Origin of the sequence: Pseudomonas fluvialis, from assembly GCF_002234375.1 — a bacterium.
GTDB lineage: Bacteria > Pseudomonadota > Gammaproteobacteria > Pseudomonadales > Pseudomonadaceae > Aquipseudomonas > Aquipseudomonas fluvialis.
In genome coordinates this window covers 15,944-31,487 of sequence record NZ_NMQV01000020.1, presented here as the reverse complement: position 1 = coordinate 31,487, position 15,544 = coordinate 15,944, and the positions used below count along the sequence as shown (strand labels likewise).

The following is a 15,544-nucleotide window of genomic DNA, read 5'->3' as shown; positions in this document are numbered from 1 at the left end:
TGTTACAGCAGGTCGCCCGGCACGCGTACCCAGCCTTCCATGAGGATACGTGCCGAACGCGACATGCTCGCCTTGGTCACCGTCCACTGCCCGTCGGCCTGCACCGCCTGAGCGCCGACGCGCAGGGTGCCGGACGGATGACCGAAGCGCACCGCCTCGCGTTCGCCACCGCCCGCCGCCAGGTTGACCAGGGTGCCGGGCACCGCCGCCGCCGTGCCGATGGCCACCGCGCAGGTGCCCATCATCGCGTGGTGCAGCTTGCCCATGGACAGCGCACGGACCAGCAGGTCGACCTCGTCGGCCGCGATGGTCTTGCCGCTGGACGCCGTGTAGGTTTTGGGCGGGCTGACGAAGGCAATCTTCGGCGTGTGCTGGCGGGTCAAGGCCTCTTCGGCACTCTTGATCAGGCCCATGCGCAGCGCGCCGGCCACGCGGATCTGTTCGAAGCGTGCCAGCTGTGCCGGATCGCCGTTGATGGCCTCGCGCAGCTCGGTGCCCTGGTAGCCGATGTCCGCGGCGTTGACGAACACCGTGGGGATGCCGGCGCTGATCAGGGTGGCCGGGAAGGTACCGACGCCGGGGACCTCCAGCTGGTCCACCAGGTTGCCGGTGGGGAACATCGAACCGCCCTCCTCGCCGTCATCCGACGGGTCGAGGAATTCCAGCACGATCTCCGCCGCCGGGAAGGTCACCCCGTCCAGCTCAAAATCGCCGGTTTCCTGCACCTGGCCATTGCTCACCGGCACATGGGCGATGATGGTTTTCTGGATATTCGCCTGCCAGATGCGCACCACGCAGGTGCCGTTCTGCGGAATACGCGCCGGATCGATCAGCCCGGCATGGATGGCGAAGGCCCCGGCGGCGGTGGACAGGTTGCCGCAGTTGCCGCTCCAGTCGACGAAGGCCTTGTCGATCGACACCTGGCCGTACAGGTAATCGACGTCGTGTTCCGGCTGGGTGCTTTTCGACAGGATCACGCACTTGGAGGTCGACGAAGTGGCGCCGCCCATACCGTCGATATGCGCGGCATAGGGATCGGGACTGCCGATCACCCGCATGAACAGCGCATCACGCGCTGCACCCGGCACCTGGCAGCTGGCCGGCAGGTCCTGCAGGCGGAAGAACACGCCCTTGCTGGTACCGCCGCGCATGTAGGTGGCGGGGATTCTGATCTGGGCTGCATGAGCCATAAAGCATTCTCCTCAAAGAAGACCGGGGCGTTGCCGCCCCGGTGATGCATCAGCCCTGGGACGACTCAAGGAAGTCCTGGGCGAAGCGCTGCAGCACGCCGCCGGCCTGGTAGACGCGCACGTCGGCCGCGGTGTCCAGGCGGCAGGTGACCGGCACGCGCAGTACTTCACCGTTGCGCCGGTTGACCACCAGGGTCAGCTCGCCACGCGGCGCCAGCGCGCCTTCGATGTCGTAGGTCTCGGTGCCGTCCAGGGCGAGGGTCAGGCGGGTGGTACCCGGTTTGAACTCCACCGGCAGCACGCCCATGCCGACCAGGTTGGTGCGGTGGATGCGCTCGAAGCCCTCGGCGACGATCACCTCAACCCCGGCCAGGCGCACGCCCTTGGCCGCCCAGTCACGCGAGCTGCCCTGGCCGTAGTCGGCACCGGCGACGATGATCAGGTTCTGCTTGCGGTTCATGTAGGTTTCGATGGCTTCCCACATGCGCATGACCTGGCCTTCCGGCTCGACGCGGGCCAGCGAGCCCTTCTTCACCTGGCCATCGACCACCACCATCTCGTTGACCAGTTGCGGGTTGGCAAAGGTCGCACGCTGCGCGGTCAGGTGGTCGCCACGGTGGGTGGCGTAGGAGTTGAAGTCCTCCTCCGGCAGGCCCATCTTCGCCAGGTACTCGCCCGCTGCCGAATCCAGCAGGATGGCGTTGGACGGCGACAGGTGGTCGGTGGTGATGTTGTCCGGCAGGATCGCCAGCGGCCGCATGCCCTTGAGGGTGCGCTCACCGGCCAGCGCGCCTTCCCAGTACGGTGGACGGCGGATGTAGGTGGACATCGGTCGCCAGTCGTACAGCGGGCTGTCGGCTTCCTTGACGGCGCCCAGGTCGAACATCGGGATGTAGATCTGCTTGAACTGCTCCGGCTTCACGCTGGCAGCGACGATCGCGTCGATCTCCTCGTCGCTCGGCCACAGGTCCTTGAGGGTGATCGGCTGGCCGCTGGCATCATGGCCCAGTACATCCTGCTCGATATCGAAGCGCACGGTACCGGCGATGGCGTAGGCCACCACCAGCGGCGGCGAGGCGAGGAAGGCCTGCTTGGCGTAAGGGTGGATGCGCCCGTCGAAGTTGCGGTTGCCCGACAGCACGGCGGTGGCGTACAGGTCGCGGTCGATGATTTCCTGCTGAATCACCGGGTCCAGCGCGCCGGACATGCCATTGCAGGTGGTGCAGGCGTAGGCGACGATGCCGAAGCCGAGCTTTTCCAGCTCGCTGAGCAGGCCGGCTTCTTCCAGGTACAGCTTGGCGACCTTGGAACCCGGGGCGAAGGAAGTCTTGACCCACGGTTTGCGCACCAGGCCGAGGGCGTTGGCCTTCTTCGCCAGCAGGCCAGCGGCGACCACGTTGCGCGGGTTGGAGGTGTTGGTGCAGCTGGTGATGGCGGCGATGATCACCGCGCCATCGGGCAGCAGGCCCTGGGCTTCTTCGGCCTTGGCGGCAGCCAGCTTGGCTTCGTCGGCAATGCCGCGCTCATGCAGCGCCGAGGTCGGCAGGCGCTTGTGCGGGTTGCTCGGGCCGGCCATGTTGCGCACCACGCCGGACAGATCGAACTCCAGCACGCGCTCGTATTCGGCGGTCTGCAGCGCAGTGGCCCACAGGCCGAGGGTCTTGGCGTACTGCTCGACCAGCGCCACCTGCTCCGGCTCGCGGCCGGTGAGCTTGAGGTAGTCGAGGGTCTGCTGGTCGATGTAGAACATCGCCGCGGTGGCACCGTATTCCGGGCACATGTTGGAGATGGTCGCGCGGTCACCGATCGACAGGCTGTCCGCGCCCTCGCCGAAGAACTCGACCCAGGCCCCCACCACCCGTTCCTTGCGCAGGAACTCGGTCAGCGCCAGCACGATATCGGTGGCGGTAATGCCCGGTTGACGCTTGCCGGTGAGCTTGACGCCGACGATGTCGGGCAGGCGCATCATCGACGGATGGCCAAGCATCACCGTCTCGGCTTCCAGGCCGCCGACACCGATGGCGATCACGCCCAGCGCGTCCACGTGCGGGGTGTGCGAGTCGGTGCCCACGCAGGTGTCCGGGAAGGCCACGCCGCCGCGCGCCTGGATCACCGGGCTCATCTTCTCCAGGTTGATCTGGTGCATGATGCCGTTGCCGGCCGGGATCACGTCGACGTTCTTGAACGCGGTCTTAGTCCACTCGATGAAGTGGAAACGGTCCTCGTTGCGGCGCTCCTCGATGGCGCGGTTCTTCTCAAAGGCATCCGGGTCGAAGCCCGGCGCTTCCACCGCCAGCGAGTGGTCGACGATCAGCTGGGTCGGCACCACCGGGTTGACCTTGGACGGGTCACCGCCCTTCTCGGCGATGGCGTCGCGCAGGCCGGCCAGGTCGACCAGCGCGGTCTGGCCAAGGATGTCGTGGCAGACCACCCGCGCCGGATACCAGGGGAAGTCGAGATCCTGCTTACGCTCGATGAGCTGGCGCAGCGCGTCATTCAGCAGCTGCGGCTCGCAGCGGCGCACCAGTTGCTCGGCCAGCACCCGGCTGACATAGGGCAGGCGCGCCCAGGCGCCGGCCTGCAGGGCATCCACGGCGGCGGGGGCATCGAAATAGTCCAGCGCGGTGCCGGCCAGTGGTTTGCGAAATTGACTGTTCATGATTAGCGACGATCCTTGAGCGGCACGAAGGTCAGGTCTTCAGGGCCGACATAGTTGGCGCTGGGACGAATGATCTTGCCGTCGATACGTTGTTCGATGACGTGGCTGGACCAGCCGGAGGTGCGGGCGATGACGAACAGCGGGGTGAACATGGCGGTGGGCACACCCATCATGTGGTAGCTGACCGCACTGAACCAGTCGAGGTTGGGGAACATCTTCTTGATATCCCACATCACGCTCTCCAGGCGCTCGGCAATGTCGTACATCTTGGTGTTGCCCTGCTCCACCGACAGCTGGCGTGCCACGTCCTTGATCACCTTGTTGCGCGGATCGGCCACGGTGTAGACCGGATGGCCGAAGCCGATGATCACTTCCTTCTTCTCTACGCGAGCACGGATATCCGCCTCGGCTTCGTCCGGGTTGTCGTAGCGTTTCTGCACCTCGAAGGCCACTTCGTTGGCGCCGCCATGCTTGGGCCCGCGCAGCGCACCGATGGAGCCGGCGATGCAGGAGTACATGTCCGAACCGGTGCCGGCGATCACCCGGCCGGTGAAGGTCGAGGCATTGAATTCGTGCTCGGCGTACAGCACCAGGCTGGTGTGCATGGCGCGTACCCAGGACTCGCGCGGCTTCTCGCCATGCAGCAGGTGCAGGAAGTGCCCGCCAATGGAGTCATCGTCGGTTTCCACGTCGATGCGCTTGCCGTTGTGGCTGAAGTGATACCAATAGAGCAGTGCCGAGCCCAGGCTGGCCATCAGCTTGTCGGCAATGTCGCGCGCGCCGGGATGGTTGTGATCGTCCTTCTCCGGTGACAGGCAGCCGAGCACCGACACCGCGGTACGCATCACGTCCATCGGGTGCGCCGAGGGCGGCAGTTGCTCGAGCGCCACCTTGACCCCAGCCGGCAGACCACGCAGGGATTTGAGCTTGGCCTTGTAGCCGGCCAGTTCGGCGACGTTGGGCAGTTTGCCGTGCACCAGCAGGTGGGCGATTTCCTCAAACTCGCAGGCCGTGGCGACATCGAGAATGTCATAGCCACGGTAGTGCAGATCGTTGCCACTGCGCCCTACGGTGCACAGCGCGGTGTTACCGGCGGCAGTGCCGGAGAGGGCCACGGATTTCTTCGGCTTGAAGCCTGGGGTGGTCTCGGTGCTCATGGGTATCTCCTCAGGGTTCTGGTTATTTCTTGCCGGCAGCAAACAGCGCGTCGAGTTTCTGCTCGAAGGCGTGGTAGCCGATGCGGTCGTACAGCTCGGCACGGGTCTGCATCAGTTCGATCACGTCCTTCTGGTGGCCGTTCTGGCGGATCGCGGTGTACACCGCCTCGGCGGCCTTGTTGGCGGCGCGGAACGCCGACAGCGGATAGAGCTGGATGGCTACGCCCACCGAGGCCAACTCATCACGGGTGAACAGCGGGGTGGCACCGAACTCGGTGATATTGGCCAGCACCGGCACGTTCAGTGCTTCGACAAAGCGCTTGTAGGTCGGCAGGTCGTAGGCGGCTTCCGCAAAGATGCCGTCGGCACCGGCCTCGACATAACGCTGGCAACGCTCGATGGCCGCGTCCACGCCCTCGGCCTGGATCGCATCGGTGCGCGCGATGAGGAAGAAGTCCGGGTCGGTCTTGGCATCGGCAGCGGCGCGCACGCGGTCGACCATTTCCTCACAGGAGACGATCTCCTTGCCCGGACGGTGGCCGCAGCGCTTGGCACCGACCTGATCCTCGATATGGGCGGCAGCGGCGCCGGCCTTGATCAGGTTCTTGATGGTGCGTTCGATATTAAAGGCCGATGGGCCAAATCCGGTGTCGATATCGACCAAGAGCGGCAGGTCGCAGACATCGGTGATACGCCGTACATCGGTGAGCACGTCATCCAGGGTGTTGATACCCAGATCCGGCAGGCCCAGCGAACCGGCCGCCACGCCGCCACCAGACAGGTAGATGGCACGAAAGCCGGCGCGCTTGGCCAGCAGGGCATGGTTGGCGTTGATCGCGCCGATGACCTGCAAAGGGTGCTCTTCGGCAAGGGCCTGACGGAAACGCTGACCAGGAGAAAGCTGACTCATGACTCACCTCGGGTTTTGGCTGTCTTGGGAAGTGCGCCCTGCCCCGCGCTCATGGCGAAGTGACGCTCGATATTGCGTTTTGAAGCGCCGATGTGGCGGCGCATCAGCAGCTCGGCCAGTTCGCCGTCTCGCTCGGCGATGGCATCGAGTATGCGGTGGTGCTCATTGAAGGCCTGACGCGGCCGACTGGGCACGGCGGAAAACTGCAGGCGATACATGCGTACCAGCTGGTACAACTCGCCACACAGCATGCGCACCAGCGTCTGGTTGCCGCTGCCCTGGATGATCCGGTAGTGGAAGTCGAAGTCGCCTTCCTGCTGGTAGTAACCGACCCCGGCCTTGAACGCCGCGTCCTGCTCATGCAGGTCGAGGACCCGGCGCAGCTCATCGATTTCCTGCTGGCTCATGCGCTGCGCGGCCAGCCGGCAAGCCATGCCTTCCAGCGATTCACGGATTTCGTAGAGCTCGATCAGCTCGGCATGGCTGAGTGAAACCACCCGCGCACCGACATGCGGAATACGCACCAGCAGCTTCTGCCCTTCCAGCCGATGAATGGCCTCGCGCAGCGGGCCACGGCTGATTCCGTAGGTACGCGCCAGTTCAGGCTCGGAAATCTTGCTGCCCGGCGGAATCTCGCCTTTGACGATAGCCGCCTGAATACGCCGGAAGACGTGTTCGGAAAGCGTTTCCGAATCAGTCTCAGGTAACAGCAGAGGCTCTACGGCTGAGTGCATATTGTCGACAACCTGCAAGAGTGCGTGGCGCAAAAACTAGGACAAAGCCGACAAGCCGTCAACTAATACCTTAGGATTGTCGACAATGTATCCGGGTACTTTTTACCAGCACGCTCCGTAAAGTCCTTCAGCAGATAGCCGCAAGTACCTGTGCCGGCTAAAAAAGCCCTGCTAGAATGACCGCCATCAAGAAGCTGTCACACAGCTTCCCGTCTGTCCGGCGCCTCGACGTGCCACTCTGTCTCAGCCAAGGCACCATGAAATCCAATTATTTCGCCGTCCTGCTTAGCTGCCTCTGTTGCTTGCCCTCCCTAGCGCAGGCCACGGAAAAAACCATCTACGGTCTCAATGAATACGTGCTGCTGGATGACTTCGGCATGAAACTGCCGGCCAAACTGGATACCGGAGCGATGACTGCATCGCTCAGCGCACGCAACATCCAGCGCTTCAAGCGTGATGGAGAGACCTGGGTGCGCTTCGAAGTAGCCACCGACAGTGAACAACCGCAACAGATCGAAAAACCGCTGGCACGCATCAGCAAGATCAAGCGTCGTGCCGGCGACTATGATCCCAAGCAGGGCAAAACCTACACCGCCCGCCCGGTGGTGTATGTGAACGTCTGCATGGGCGAAAGCTATCGGCGCATCGAGGTCAACCTGACCGACCGCAGTGCCTTTGAATACCCCTTGCTGATCGGCTCTACCGCGCTGGAAACCTTTGATGCGCTGGTTGATCCGAGCCAGAAATACGCAGCCGGCAAACCCGACTGCACAACCACCGTCGCCAACTCTGCCGAGTAAACAGCATGCGCGCGCTCTCGCTTCACTTGAAAGTTCTCATTACCCTGCTGGTGACCCTGGGTGTGGCGATCACCGCCTACCAGATCTTCGTCCTCGGCATCCCGGTTACCGAGGATGAAACCGATGACCTGTGGAATATCGATGCGCGCATCGAGTTCCAGGCCAGTCCGCGCGAGCCGGTCAAGCTGCAGATGTACGTACCGCCGCTCAACCAGGACTACGTGAGCCTCAACGAGAGCTTCATCTCCAATAACTACGGGGTGAGCATCAACCGCGCCAACGGCAACCGCAAGGTGACCTGGTCGGCCCGTCGCGCCAACGGCAAGCAGACCCTCTACTATCGCCTGGTGCTGACCAAGCGCTACAGCGGTGAGCGGCCCATCGAGAAAGGCCCGATCTTCCGTGACAGCCTGCCGGTAGCCGGCGCCGAGAAGATCGCCGCAGAAGCCCTGCTGGCACCCATTCGCCAGCACTCGGCGGATGTCGAGACCTTCATCAGCGAAACCATCAAGCGCGTCAACGCCAAGGGCGACGACAACGTCAAGCTGCTGCTCGGCGGCGACAACTCCACCGCCAACAAGGCCCGCGTCATCGAACTGCTGCTGTCGATTGCCCACGTACCACTGGAGCGACTGCACACCATTCGCCTGGTCGCCAACCAGCAGCAAAGCCCGGAACTCTGGGTGCGCAGCTTCAACGGCGAGAAGTGGCTGTACTTCAACCCGGATACCGGCGAGCAGGGCCTGCCGGCTGACCGTCTGGTCTGGTGGACCGGTGCCGATGAACTGCTCACCCTGGACGGCGGCAAGAAGGCCGAAGTCAGCTTTACCCTCAACAACAGCGAGATGAATGCCATCCGCCTGGCCAAGCTGACCGACGAAAATACCGATGCAGCGTTCCTCGAGTACTCGCTGTACGGTCTGCCGCTGCAGACCCAGCAGACCTACCAGATCATGATCATGATCCCGATTGGCGTGCTGGTAATCCTCATCCTGCGCAACCTCGGCGGCCTGCAAACCCTCGGCACCTTCACCCCGGTACTGATTGCCCTGGCCTTCCGGGAAACCCAGTTGGGCTTCGGTATCCTGCTGTTCACCCTGATTACCGCCCTGGGCCTGTCGCTGCGCTCGTACCTGGAGCACCTCAAGCTACAGATGCTGCCGCGCCTGTCGATCGTGCTGACCTTCGTGGTAGTGCTGATCGCCATCATCAGCCTGCTCAGCCACAAGCTGGGCCTGGAGCGTGGCCTGTCGGTGGCACTGTTCCCGATGGTGATCCTGACCATGACCATCGAGCGCCTGTCCATTACCTGGGAAGAGCGCGGCGCCAGCCATGCCTTCAAGGTGGCCGTCGGCACGCTGATCGCTGCGACCCTGGCGCACCTGCTGATGAGCATCGACGAGCTGACCTACTTCATCTTTACCTTCCCCGCCGTGCTGCTGATTCTGGTCGGGTTCATGCTGGCGATGGGTCGCTACCGCGGCTACCGCCTGACCGAACTGTTCCGTTTCAAAGCCTTCCTCAAGGATTGATGCCATGTTCGGTCTGATCAAACGCTGGAAGGCCCTGGAAGCCAAGGGCATCATGGGTATCAACCGGCGCAATGCGGATTACGTGCTGAAGTACAACAAACGGCACCTGTACCCCATCGTCGATGACAAGATCCTCACCAAGGAACGTGCCATCGCCGCCGGCATCCATGTGCCCAAGCTGTACGGGATCATTTCCACGGAAAAGGAAATCGACAACTTCGAGCGCATCGTCGAAGGCCATAACGACTTCGTCATCAAGCCGGCACAAGGCGCCGGCGGTGACGGCATTATCGTGATCGCCGACCGTTTCGAAGATCGCTTCAAGTCGGTTTCCGGCAAGATCATCAGCCGCGAGGAGATCGACCAGCAATTGTCGAGCATCCTCTCCGGCCTGTACTCGCTGGGCGGCCACCGCGACCGCGTACTGATCGAGTACCGGGTGACCCCCGATCCGATCTTCAAGAGCATCAGCTACGAAGGTGTGCCGGACATCCGCATCATCGTACTGATGGGCTATCCGGTGATGGCCATGCTGCGCCTGCCAACCCGCCAGTCCAACGGCAAGGCCAACCTGCACCAGGGGGCCATCGGCGTTGGGGTCGACCTGGCCACCGGCATCACGCTCAAGGGCACCTGGCTGAACAACAAGATCAGCAAGCACCCGGATACCGGCAACGCCGTGGACGGCGTGCAATTGCCCAACTGGGACGGCTTCATGAAGTTGGCTGCCGGCTGCTACGAGCTGTGCGGGCTAGGCTATATCGGCGTTGACATGGTGCTCGACGAAGAGAAAGGCCCGCTGATTCTTGAGCTCAACGCCCGCCCTGGCCTGAATATCCAGATCGCCAACGACTGCGGCCTGGCCAAACGCACCCTGGCCATCGAGGCACACCTGGAAACCCTGAAAAAACAGGGCGTCTCGGAAACTCCGGAAGAGCGCGTGCGCTTCTCGCAAAGCCTGTTCGGTCACGTCAACGAGGCCTGAGTGACCCGGCAGCGGTACGCTGTACCGCTGCCAAGCTCTTTGCCAGGCCTGCCCTGCGCCCTACAATCGCCCTCCCGTAGCCTGCGAACAGCCCATGCCCCGCTGCAGCCTGTACCGCCTGCCTTACCAGGCCGACCCCAGCCATTATTTCAGCCGACTTAGCCAGGCGCCTGGCGCCGTACTGCTGGATGCCGGGCAACCCCATGGCCGCACCGCGCGCTTTGACCTGATGAGCGCCTGGCCTGTGCAACAGCTACAGCCACACGCGGAAGAATCTGCCACGCAGTTTGCCCAACGGCTGCGCCAGGCCCTGCAGTCACTTGGCCCGGCCAGCCTGCCGGCCGACTGCGCACTGCCCTTCGCTGGCGGCCTGCTCGGCTACCTCGGCTATGATTTTGGCCGACATATCGAGCACTGCCTGGCACCTCGCACGCGCGACCTGCAACTGGCGGATGCCAGCCTGGGCCTGTATGCCTGGGCACTGATCACGGACCACCAGCAACGCAGCAGTCAACTGCTGTTCCATCCGGCCCTCGACGAGACAGAGCAGCAACGCCTGATTGCCCTGTTCAGTCAGCCGACAACAGACGTTGCGCCACCCTTCAAGCTGCTGGCACCTTTCCAGGCCCAGCAAAGCGCCGCACAGTACGCCCAGGCCTTTGCACGTATCCAGACCTATATCGCCGCCGGCGACTGCTATCAGGTCAACTATGCACAACGCTTTCAGGCGGCCTACCGTGGCTCGCCCTGGACGGCCTACCAGCATCTGCGCCAGGCCTGTCCAACGCCCTTTGCCGGCTACCTGACGCTGGGCGGTGACAACGCCATCCTCAGCCTGTCCCCCGAACGCTTCCTGCGGGTCAGCCAGGGCCAGGTGGAAACCCGACCGATCAAGGGGACCCGGCCACGCGGCAGCGAGCCGAGCAGCGACCAGGCAGCGGCGCGTGAATTGCTGGCCAGCAGCAAGGATCGTGCGGAAAACCTGATGATCGTCGATCTGCTGCGTAACGACCTGGGGCGCAGCTGCGCCACTGGCAGCGTGCGCGTACCAGAACTGTTCAGCCTGGAAAGCTATCCCAACGTGCATCATCTGGTGAGCAGCATCACCGCGCGCCTGGCGCCCGGCAAGGATGCCCTGGACCTGCTGCTGGGCAGCTTCCCCGGCGGCTCGATCACCGGCGCGCCGAAGATCCGCGCCATGCAGATCATCGACGAACTGGAGCCCTGCCAGCGCGGCATCTACTGCGGCTCACTGCTTTATCTGGATGTACGCGGAGAGATGGATAGCTCGATTGCCATCCGCACCCTGCTGCTGGAGGACGGTCAGGCGTACTGCTGGGGTGGCGGCGGCATCGTCGCGGACTCGGCCTGCGAGGCCGAGTACCGCGAATCGATCAGCAAGGTCAGCGTCTTGTTAGGCAGCCTGGAAAACCTCTGAGCGGCCCAGCACCGAGCGCCGCAGATTACAGGCTCAGCGAGCGATTGGAGGCCTTGAGGAACTCGCGCTTGAGATCTTCATAGGTGTGCACCGCCGGGAACTGCGGGAACTCGCGGATCACATTGTCCGGGGCATGGAACAGGATGCCGGCATGCGCTTCGCTGAGCATGGTGGTGTCGTTGTACGAATCGCCGGCAGCGATGACCCGGTAGTAGAGGCTCTTGAAGGCAATCACCGACTGACGCTTGGGATCCTTCTGGCGCAGCTGATAGTCCACCACACGATCCGTCTCGTCGGTGATCAGCTTGTGGCAAAGCAGGGTCGGAAAGCCCAGCTGGCGCATCAGCGGCTGGGAGAACTCGTAGAAGGTGTCGGAAAGGATCACCACCTGGAAGCGCTCGCGCAGCCAGTCGACGAACTCCACCGCGCCGTCCAGCGGCTTGAGGGTGGCAATCACGTCCTGGATATCCTTGAGCTTCAGGCCATGCTCATCGAGGATGCGCAGGCGCTGTTTCATCAGGACGTCATAGTCGGGAATGTCACGCGTGGTCGCCTTGAGCGCATCGATTCCGGTTTTTTCGGCGAAGGCGATCCAGATTTCCGGAACCAGCACACCTTCCAGGTCAAGACAGGCGATTTCCACAAGTACATCCTCGGCAAGAGTGGGAGAAGGCGGCACTCTAGCGGCAGCGCGCGACACACGCAATCCGAGCTGGCACATCCTTATATCTAAAACCCACAGTCATCATGGAACTTCGTTATTTAGGCGAATAACACGCCTTTGCTACCATCGCCCGCCTACAGAGGTGCACGCAGCACCCAGCCATGAGGAAACCTGAAGCATGAGCCAAGCCTTCGACGTCGCCGCCCTCGCCGCGGCCTATGCCAGCAAGTCCCCGCAGGACATCCTCAAGCTCGCTTTCGAGCACTTCGGCGATGACCTGTGGATATCCTTCAGCGGCGCCGAAGATGTGGTGCTGGTCGACATGGCCTGGAAGCTGAACAAGCAGGTCAAGGTCTTCAGCCTGGACACCGGGCGCCTGCATCCCGAGACCTACCGGTTCATCGAGCAGGTCCGCGAGCACTATGGCATCGCCATTGAAGTGTTGTCGCCGGAAGCCGCCGCGGTCGAAGCTCTGGTACGTGACAAGGGCCTGTTCAGCTTCTACAAGGACGGCCATGGCGAGTGCTGCGGGGTGCGCAAGATCGCCCCGCTCAAGCGCAAGCTGGCCAGCGTACGTGCCTGGGCCACCGGCCAACGCCGCGACCAGAGTCCGGGCACGCGCAGCCAGGTAGCGGCGCTGGAGCTGGATGGCGCTTTCTCGACAGCCGACAAGCCGCTCTACAAGTTCAACCCGCTGGCCCAGATGACCAGCGAGGAAGTCTGGGGCTACATCCGCATGCTGGAGATTCCCTACAACCCGCTGCATGAGCGTGGCTTTATCAGCATCGGCTGCGAGCCCTGTACCCGCCCGGTACTACCCAACCAGCACGAGCGCGAAGGTCGCTGGTGGTGGGAGGAAGCCACTCACAAGGAGTGCGGCCTGCACGCCGGCAACCTGATCAGCAAGGCGTAGCCGAACTCGTCCAGCCCAGCGGGTAGAGCAGTTCCTCGCGATAACCAGCCCATACCCGCACCGCGGGGGGAAAGGCCTGATCCAGGGCGGGATCGCCACTATCGACCAGCAACGGCCGCCCCTGCAGGGTGGCCAGCTTGCGCTTGGTGGCCACCACGCGCAGGTTGTCCAGACCGATCGCCCGCACCACCTGCGGGCTGATCTGCTGGTTGCCACGGCCGAGGATATGCCCCTGCCCGCCAATCGCGGTGACCAGCAGGCGGGCTGCGTGCCCGTCGACCAGCGCCAGCAACTGCGCGGCATCCACGTCGCGAGCCAGCACCCGCCCATCCTCGATCACGTCCACGCCGAGCAGCGTGGTCTGCAACCCCAGCTGGCTGGCCAGGCCGTGCAGGGTCGAGCCCGGGCCGAATACATAGCGAACACCTGGCTGCCACTCCTCGCTCAGCCAGTCGGCCAGTTCGAGCAGTACCAGTTCTTCAGACTCCACCCCCGCCTGCTTGACGTGCTGTAGGAAGTGCCCCTCCTGCGGTACCGTCATCTCGCCATACCAGCGGGCAGTCACCCGTCCCTCGCGCAGTGCCTGTTCATCCAGGTCGCGCACCTCGCCCTGGGTTAGGCGCACCAGACCGCCCTGCAGCAGACGCACCAGCAGTTCGCCCGCCGCCTGCGGGCTGAACGCATACACCCCGGAGTGGATCTTCACCCCGGCCGGAATACCCAACACGGCCTGACCGGGCGCAACGACCTCGGCGACATCACGTGCCGTGCCATCGCCACCGGCAAACAGCAGCAGAGCACAGCCGGCTTGCTGCAGAGCGATCACCGCGGCGCGCGTATCGGCTGCGCTAGTCGTTTCCTGCAGCGGCCGCGTCAGCAACTGATGACGAAAGCCCATGCGCGCCAGCAGATCACCGCCCATCGCCCCTGGCAGACTGAGGAATTCCACCTGTTCGCGCCAGGGCAGCAGCACCTGCAGGGCCTGCTCGGTACGCCACACGGCACGCGGCTCGGCGCCCAGTGCCAGGGCCTGTTCGGCCACCCCGTCACTGCCCTTGAGCGCCACACTGCCGCCCAGCCCGGCCAGCGGGTTGATGATCAAACCGATACGCATAGCACCTGCTCCCCGTGCATATTCCTGACATCTTCGTGTAACCCAGCGGTCATCAGCGGCGTCTAGCCTGTACCCAGCCTAGAAACCGATCTGACGAGGACCGCTCCATGCAACAGCTCGACGCTACCGCTACCCGCCAACCCGCCAGCCGTGCCGCCCAGCCGCTGTACAGCGCGGCAATCATCGATGCCGAAGGCCGGGAGATTCCCATCACCGAGCAAATGATCCAGCAAGCCTGCCGCGAGCTGGAGCAAAGCCTGGCTACTCAGTCACACCCAGCCTGAAGCCGGCAACCCAGGGCCTGCAGCAGCGCGGCCAGTTGCTGGTTGTCACCCTGCAGGCTGACCGCCAGCCCCTGCAGCTCACGGCGCATGGGGTAATGCTTGCGCAACAGATCAAACTGCTGGCGACGCTGGATAGCGTCGCCCTGCAGACTACGGCGAAAATCCGCATCATCACGGCGCACGTCATACACGGCACGGCACAGCGTGGCCAATAGCCATTCTGGCGTGGCTTGTGCGCTCAGCGCCAAGCCGGCCAACCAGGGCGACGGCAGCAGGTCGCACAGCTGGTGACGGGGTGCCTGCCCCAGCCAGGCACACAGCGCCCGATAGATCTGTTCACTACCGCGCAGCTTGCCATCCAGGCTATAGCCGGCGATATGGGGTGTCGCCAACTGGCACAGCGCAGCCAGTTCGACATCCACCAGCGGCTCGCCCTGCCAGACATCCAGAACCACCTGCAACGCCTGCCCGGCCTGCAGGCAGCCTTTCAGCGCGGCATTGTCGACCACCTCGCCACGACTGGCATTGATCAGCCAGCAGCCTGGGCGCAGGGCTGCCAGGCGCGCCTGGTCAAGCAGGTGCCAGGTAGCATCCTCGCCCTCACGGGATAACGGGGTATGCAGGCTGATCACGTCGCATTCGGCGAGCAGTTGCTCCAGACTGACGAAATCCCCCCCCTCACGGCGCTGGCGAGGCGGATCGCAGACGCGCACCTGCCAGCCCAGGCCACGCAGCAAGGCCACCAGACGACCGCCGACCTGACCGGCACCGACCACCCCGTAGACCTTGTCGTGCAGCGCTTCGCCGTTACGCTCAGCCAGACAGAGCAGGCTCGACAGTACATAGTCGAGCACCCCCTGGGCATTGCAGCCGGGCGCACTGGCCCAGTGGATGCCGGCAGTGGCCAGGTAGTCGAGATCCAGATGATCGGTGCCGATAGTGCAGGTACCGACAAAACGTACCGCGCTGCCGGCCAGCAACTCACGGTCAACCCGGGTGACCGAGCGCACCAGCAGCACCTGGCAATCCTCCAGGTCTGCCGCGCTGATCTGCCGTCCCGGCAGACGGCGCAAGGTGCCGAACTCAGCGAAGAATGCCTCCGCCAGGGGAATGTTTTCGTCAGCCAGGATATGCATGCAGGACTCCTTCGCGGGGCCGCCATTC

General features: G+C 63.7%; 14 protein-coding genes. 6 read left to right on the top strand and 8 right to left on the bottom strand.

The window, feature by feature from the left end:
* Positions 1-2: 2 nt before the first annotated feature.
* Genes prpF through CFY91_RS10610 form a run of 5 tightly spaced genes read right to left on the bottom strand, consistent with a single transcriptional unit; the run spans position 3 to position 6,650 of the window.
* Positions 3-1,190: a 2-methylaconitate cis-trans isomerase PrpF gene (gene prpF / locus CFY91_RS10630; protein ID WP_093986349.1), complete on the bottom strand. Its 1,188-nt coding sequence runs from the start codon at positions 1,188-1,190 to the stop codon at positions 3-5.
* A 49-nt stretch (positions 1,191-1,239) separates the two neighbouring features.
* Positions 1,240-3,849, bottom strand: coding sequence for a Fe/S-dependent 2-methylisocitrate dehydratase AcnD (gene acnD / locus CFY91_RS10625; protein ID WP_093986348.1), 2,610 nt, complete (start codon positions 3,847-3,849; stop codon positions 1,240-1,242).
* Positions 3,850-3,851: 2 nt separating this feature from the next.
* Entirely contained in the window at positions 3,852-5,006 is a 1,155-nt protein-coding gene (gene prpC, locus CFY91_RS10620; protein ID WP_093986347.1) for a bifunctional 2-methylcitrate synthase/citrate synthase, read from the bottom strand.
* Positions 5,007-5,028: 22 nt separating this feature from the next.
* Positions 5,029-5,916 (bottom strand): methylisocitrate lyase, encoded by an 888-nt coding sequence (gene prpB / locus CFY91_RS10615; RefSeq protein WP_093986346.1) that lies wholly within the window; start codon positions 5,914-5,916, stop codon positions 5,029-5,031.
* Positions 5,913-6,650, bottom strand: a complete 738-nt coding sequence (locus tag CFY91_RS10610; protein WP_093986345.1) for a GntR family transcriptional regulator — start codon at positions 6,648-6,650, stop codon at positions 5,913-5,915. Before CFY91_RS10610 ends, prpB begins: the two co-directional genes overlap by 4 nt.
* 257 nt (positions 6,651-6,907) lie before the next feature.
* Here CFY91_RS10610 and rloA point away from each other — a divergent pair, with 257 nt between their 5' ends.
* From rloA to pabB, 4 genes are all read left to right on the top strand, one after another.
* Positions 6,908-7,450 (top strand): retropepsin-like aspartic peptidase RloA, encoded by a 543-nt coding sequence (gene rloA, locus CFY91_RS10605; protein WP_093986344.1) that lies wholly within the window; start codon positions 6,908-6,910, stop codon positions 7,448-7,450.
* 5 nt (positions 7,451-7,455) lie between these two features.
* Positions 7,456-8,982: an osmotic stress tolerance membrane protein RloB gene (rloB, locus tag CFY91_RS10600; RefSeq protein WP_093986343.1), complete on the top strand. Its 1,527-nt coding sequence runs from the start codon at positions 7,456-7,458 to the stop codon at positions 8,980-8,982.
* Positions 8,983-8,986: 4 nt separating this feature from the next.
* On the top strand, positions 8,987-9,967 hold the full coding sequence (locus CFY91_RS10595; protein ID WP_093986342.1) for an alpha-L-glutamate ligase-like protein: 981 nt from the start codon (positions 8,987-8,989) through the stop codon (positions 9,965-9,967).
* Between the two features lie 94 nt (positions 9,968-10,061).
* Complete coding sequence (gene pabB, locus CFY91_RS10590; RefSeq protein ID WP_093986341.1) at positions 10,062-11,405, top strand: aminodeoxychorismate synthase component I; 1,344 nt, start codon at positions 10,062-10,064, stop codon at positions 11,403-11,405.
* Positions 11,406-11,430: 25 nt separating this feature from the next.
* On the opposite strand, the gene thrH is transcribed toward pabB, so the two are convergent.
* Positions 11,431-12,048: a bifunctional phosphoserine phosphatase/homoserine phosphotransferase ThrH gene (thrH, locus tag CFY91_RS10585; protein WP_093986340.1), complete on the bottom strand. Its 618-nt coding sequence runs from the start codon at positions 12,046-12,048 to the stop codon at positions 11,431-11,433.
* A gap of 199 nt (positions 12,049-12,247) precedes the next feature.
* Here thrH and CFY91_RS10580 point away from each other — a divergent pair, with 199 nt between their 5' ends.
* Positions 12,248-12,982, top strand: a complete 735-nt coding sequence (locus tag CFY91_RS10580; protein ID WP_093986339.1) for a phosphoadenylyl-sulfate reductase — start codon at positions 12,248-12,250, stop codon at positions 12,980-12,982.
* Here the strand turns inward: CFY91_RS10580 and CFY91_RS10575 are convergent.
* Entirely contained in the window at positions 12,969-14,096 is a 1,128-nt protein-coding gene (locus tag CFY91_RS10575; RefSeq protein ID WP_093986338.1) for an ATP-NAD kinase family protein, read from the bottom strand. The genes CFY91_RS10580 and CFY91_RS10575 overlap by 14 nt on opposite strands.
* Before the next feature lie 107 nt (positions 14,097-14,203).
* Between CFY91_RS10575 and CFY91_RS16020 the strand changes: the two genes are divergently transcribed.
* On the top strand, positions 14,204-14,380 hold the full coding sequence (locus CFY91_RS16020) for a PA1571 family protein (protein WP_165765322.1): 177 nt from the start codon (positions 14,204-14,206) through the stop codon (positions 14,378-14,380).
* Here CFY91_RS16020 and pdxB read toward each other — a convergent pair.
* Complete coding sequence (gene pdxB, locus CFY91_RS10570; RefSeq protein WP_093986337.1) at positions 14,362-15,516, bottom strand: 4-phosphoerythronate dehydrogenase PdxB; 1,155 nt, start codon at positions 15,514-15,516, stop codon at positions 14,362-14,364. The genes CFY91_RS16020 and pdxB overlap by 19 nt on opposite strands.
* Between the last annotated feature and the right edge of the window lie 28 nt (positions 15,517-15,544).

What these genes read in the sequence shown, in the direction of transcription:
- prpF (WP_093986349.1), bottom strand. Translation starts at nt 1,190, where the DNA reads ATGGCTCATGCAGCCCAGATCAGAATCCCCGCCACCTACATGCGCGGC.
- acnD (WP_093986348.1), bottom strand. Translation starts at nt 3,849, where the DNA reads ATGAACAGTCAATTTCGCAAACCACTGGCCGGCACCGCGCTGGACTAT.
- prpC (WP_093986347.1), bottom strand. Translation starts at nt 5,006, where the DNA reads ATGAGCACCGAGACCACCCCAGGCTTCAAGCCGAAGAAATCCGTGGCC.
- prpB (WP_093986346.1), bottom strand. Translation starts at nt 5,916, where the DNA reads ATGAGTCAGCTTTCTCCTGGTCAGCGTTTCCGTCAGGCCCTTGCCGAA.
- CFY91_RS10610 (WP_093986345.1), bottom strand. Translation starts at nt 6,650, where the DNA reads ATGCACTCAGCCGTAGAGCCTCTGCTGTTACCTGAGACTGATTCGGAA.
- rloA (WP_093986344.1), top strand. Translation starts at nt 6,908, where the DNA reads ATGAAATCCAATTATTTCGCCGTCCTGCTTAGCTGCCTCTGTTGCTTG.
- rloB (WP_093986343.1), top strand. Translation starts at nt 7,456, where the DNA reads ATGCGCGCGCTCTCGCTTCACTTGAAAGTTCTCATTACCCTGCTGGTG.
- CFY91_RS10595 (WP_093986342.1), top strand. Translation starts at nt 8,987, where the DNA reads ATGTTCGGTCTGATCAAACGCTGGAAGGCCCTGGAAGCCAAGGGCATC.
- pabB (WP_093986341.1), top strand. Translation starts at nt 10,062, where the DNA reads ATGCCCCGCTGCAGCCTGTACCGCCTGCCTTACCAGGCCGACCCCAGC.
- CFY91_RS10580 (WP_093986339.1), top strand. Translation starts at nt 12,248, where the DNA reads ATGAGCCAAGCCTTCGACGTCGCCGCCCTCGCCGCGGCCTATGCCAGC.
- CFY91_RS10575 (WP_093986338.1), bottom strand. Translation starts at nt 14,096, where the DNA reads ATGCGTATCGGTTTGATCATCAACCCGCTGGCCGGGCTGGGCGGCAGT.
- CFY91_RS16020 (WP_165765322.1), top strand. Translation starts at nt 14,204, where the DNA reads ATGCAACAGCTCGACGCTACCGCTACCCGCCAACCCGCCAGCCGTGCC.
- pdxB (WP_093986337.1), bottom strand. Translation starts at nt 15,516, where the DNA reads ATGCATATCCTGGCTGACGAAAACATTCCCCTGGCGGAGGCATTCTTC.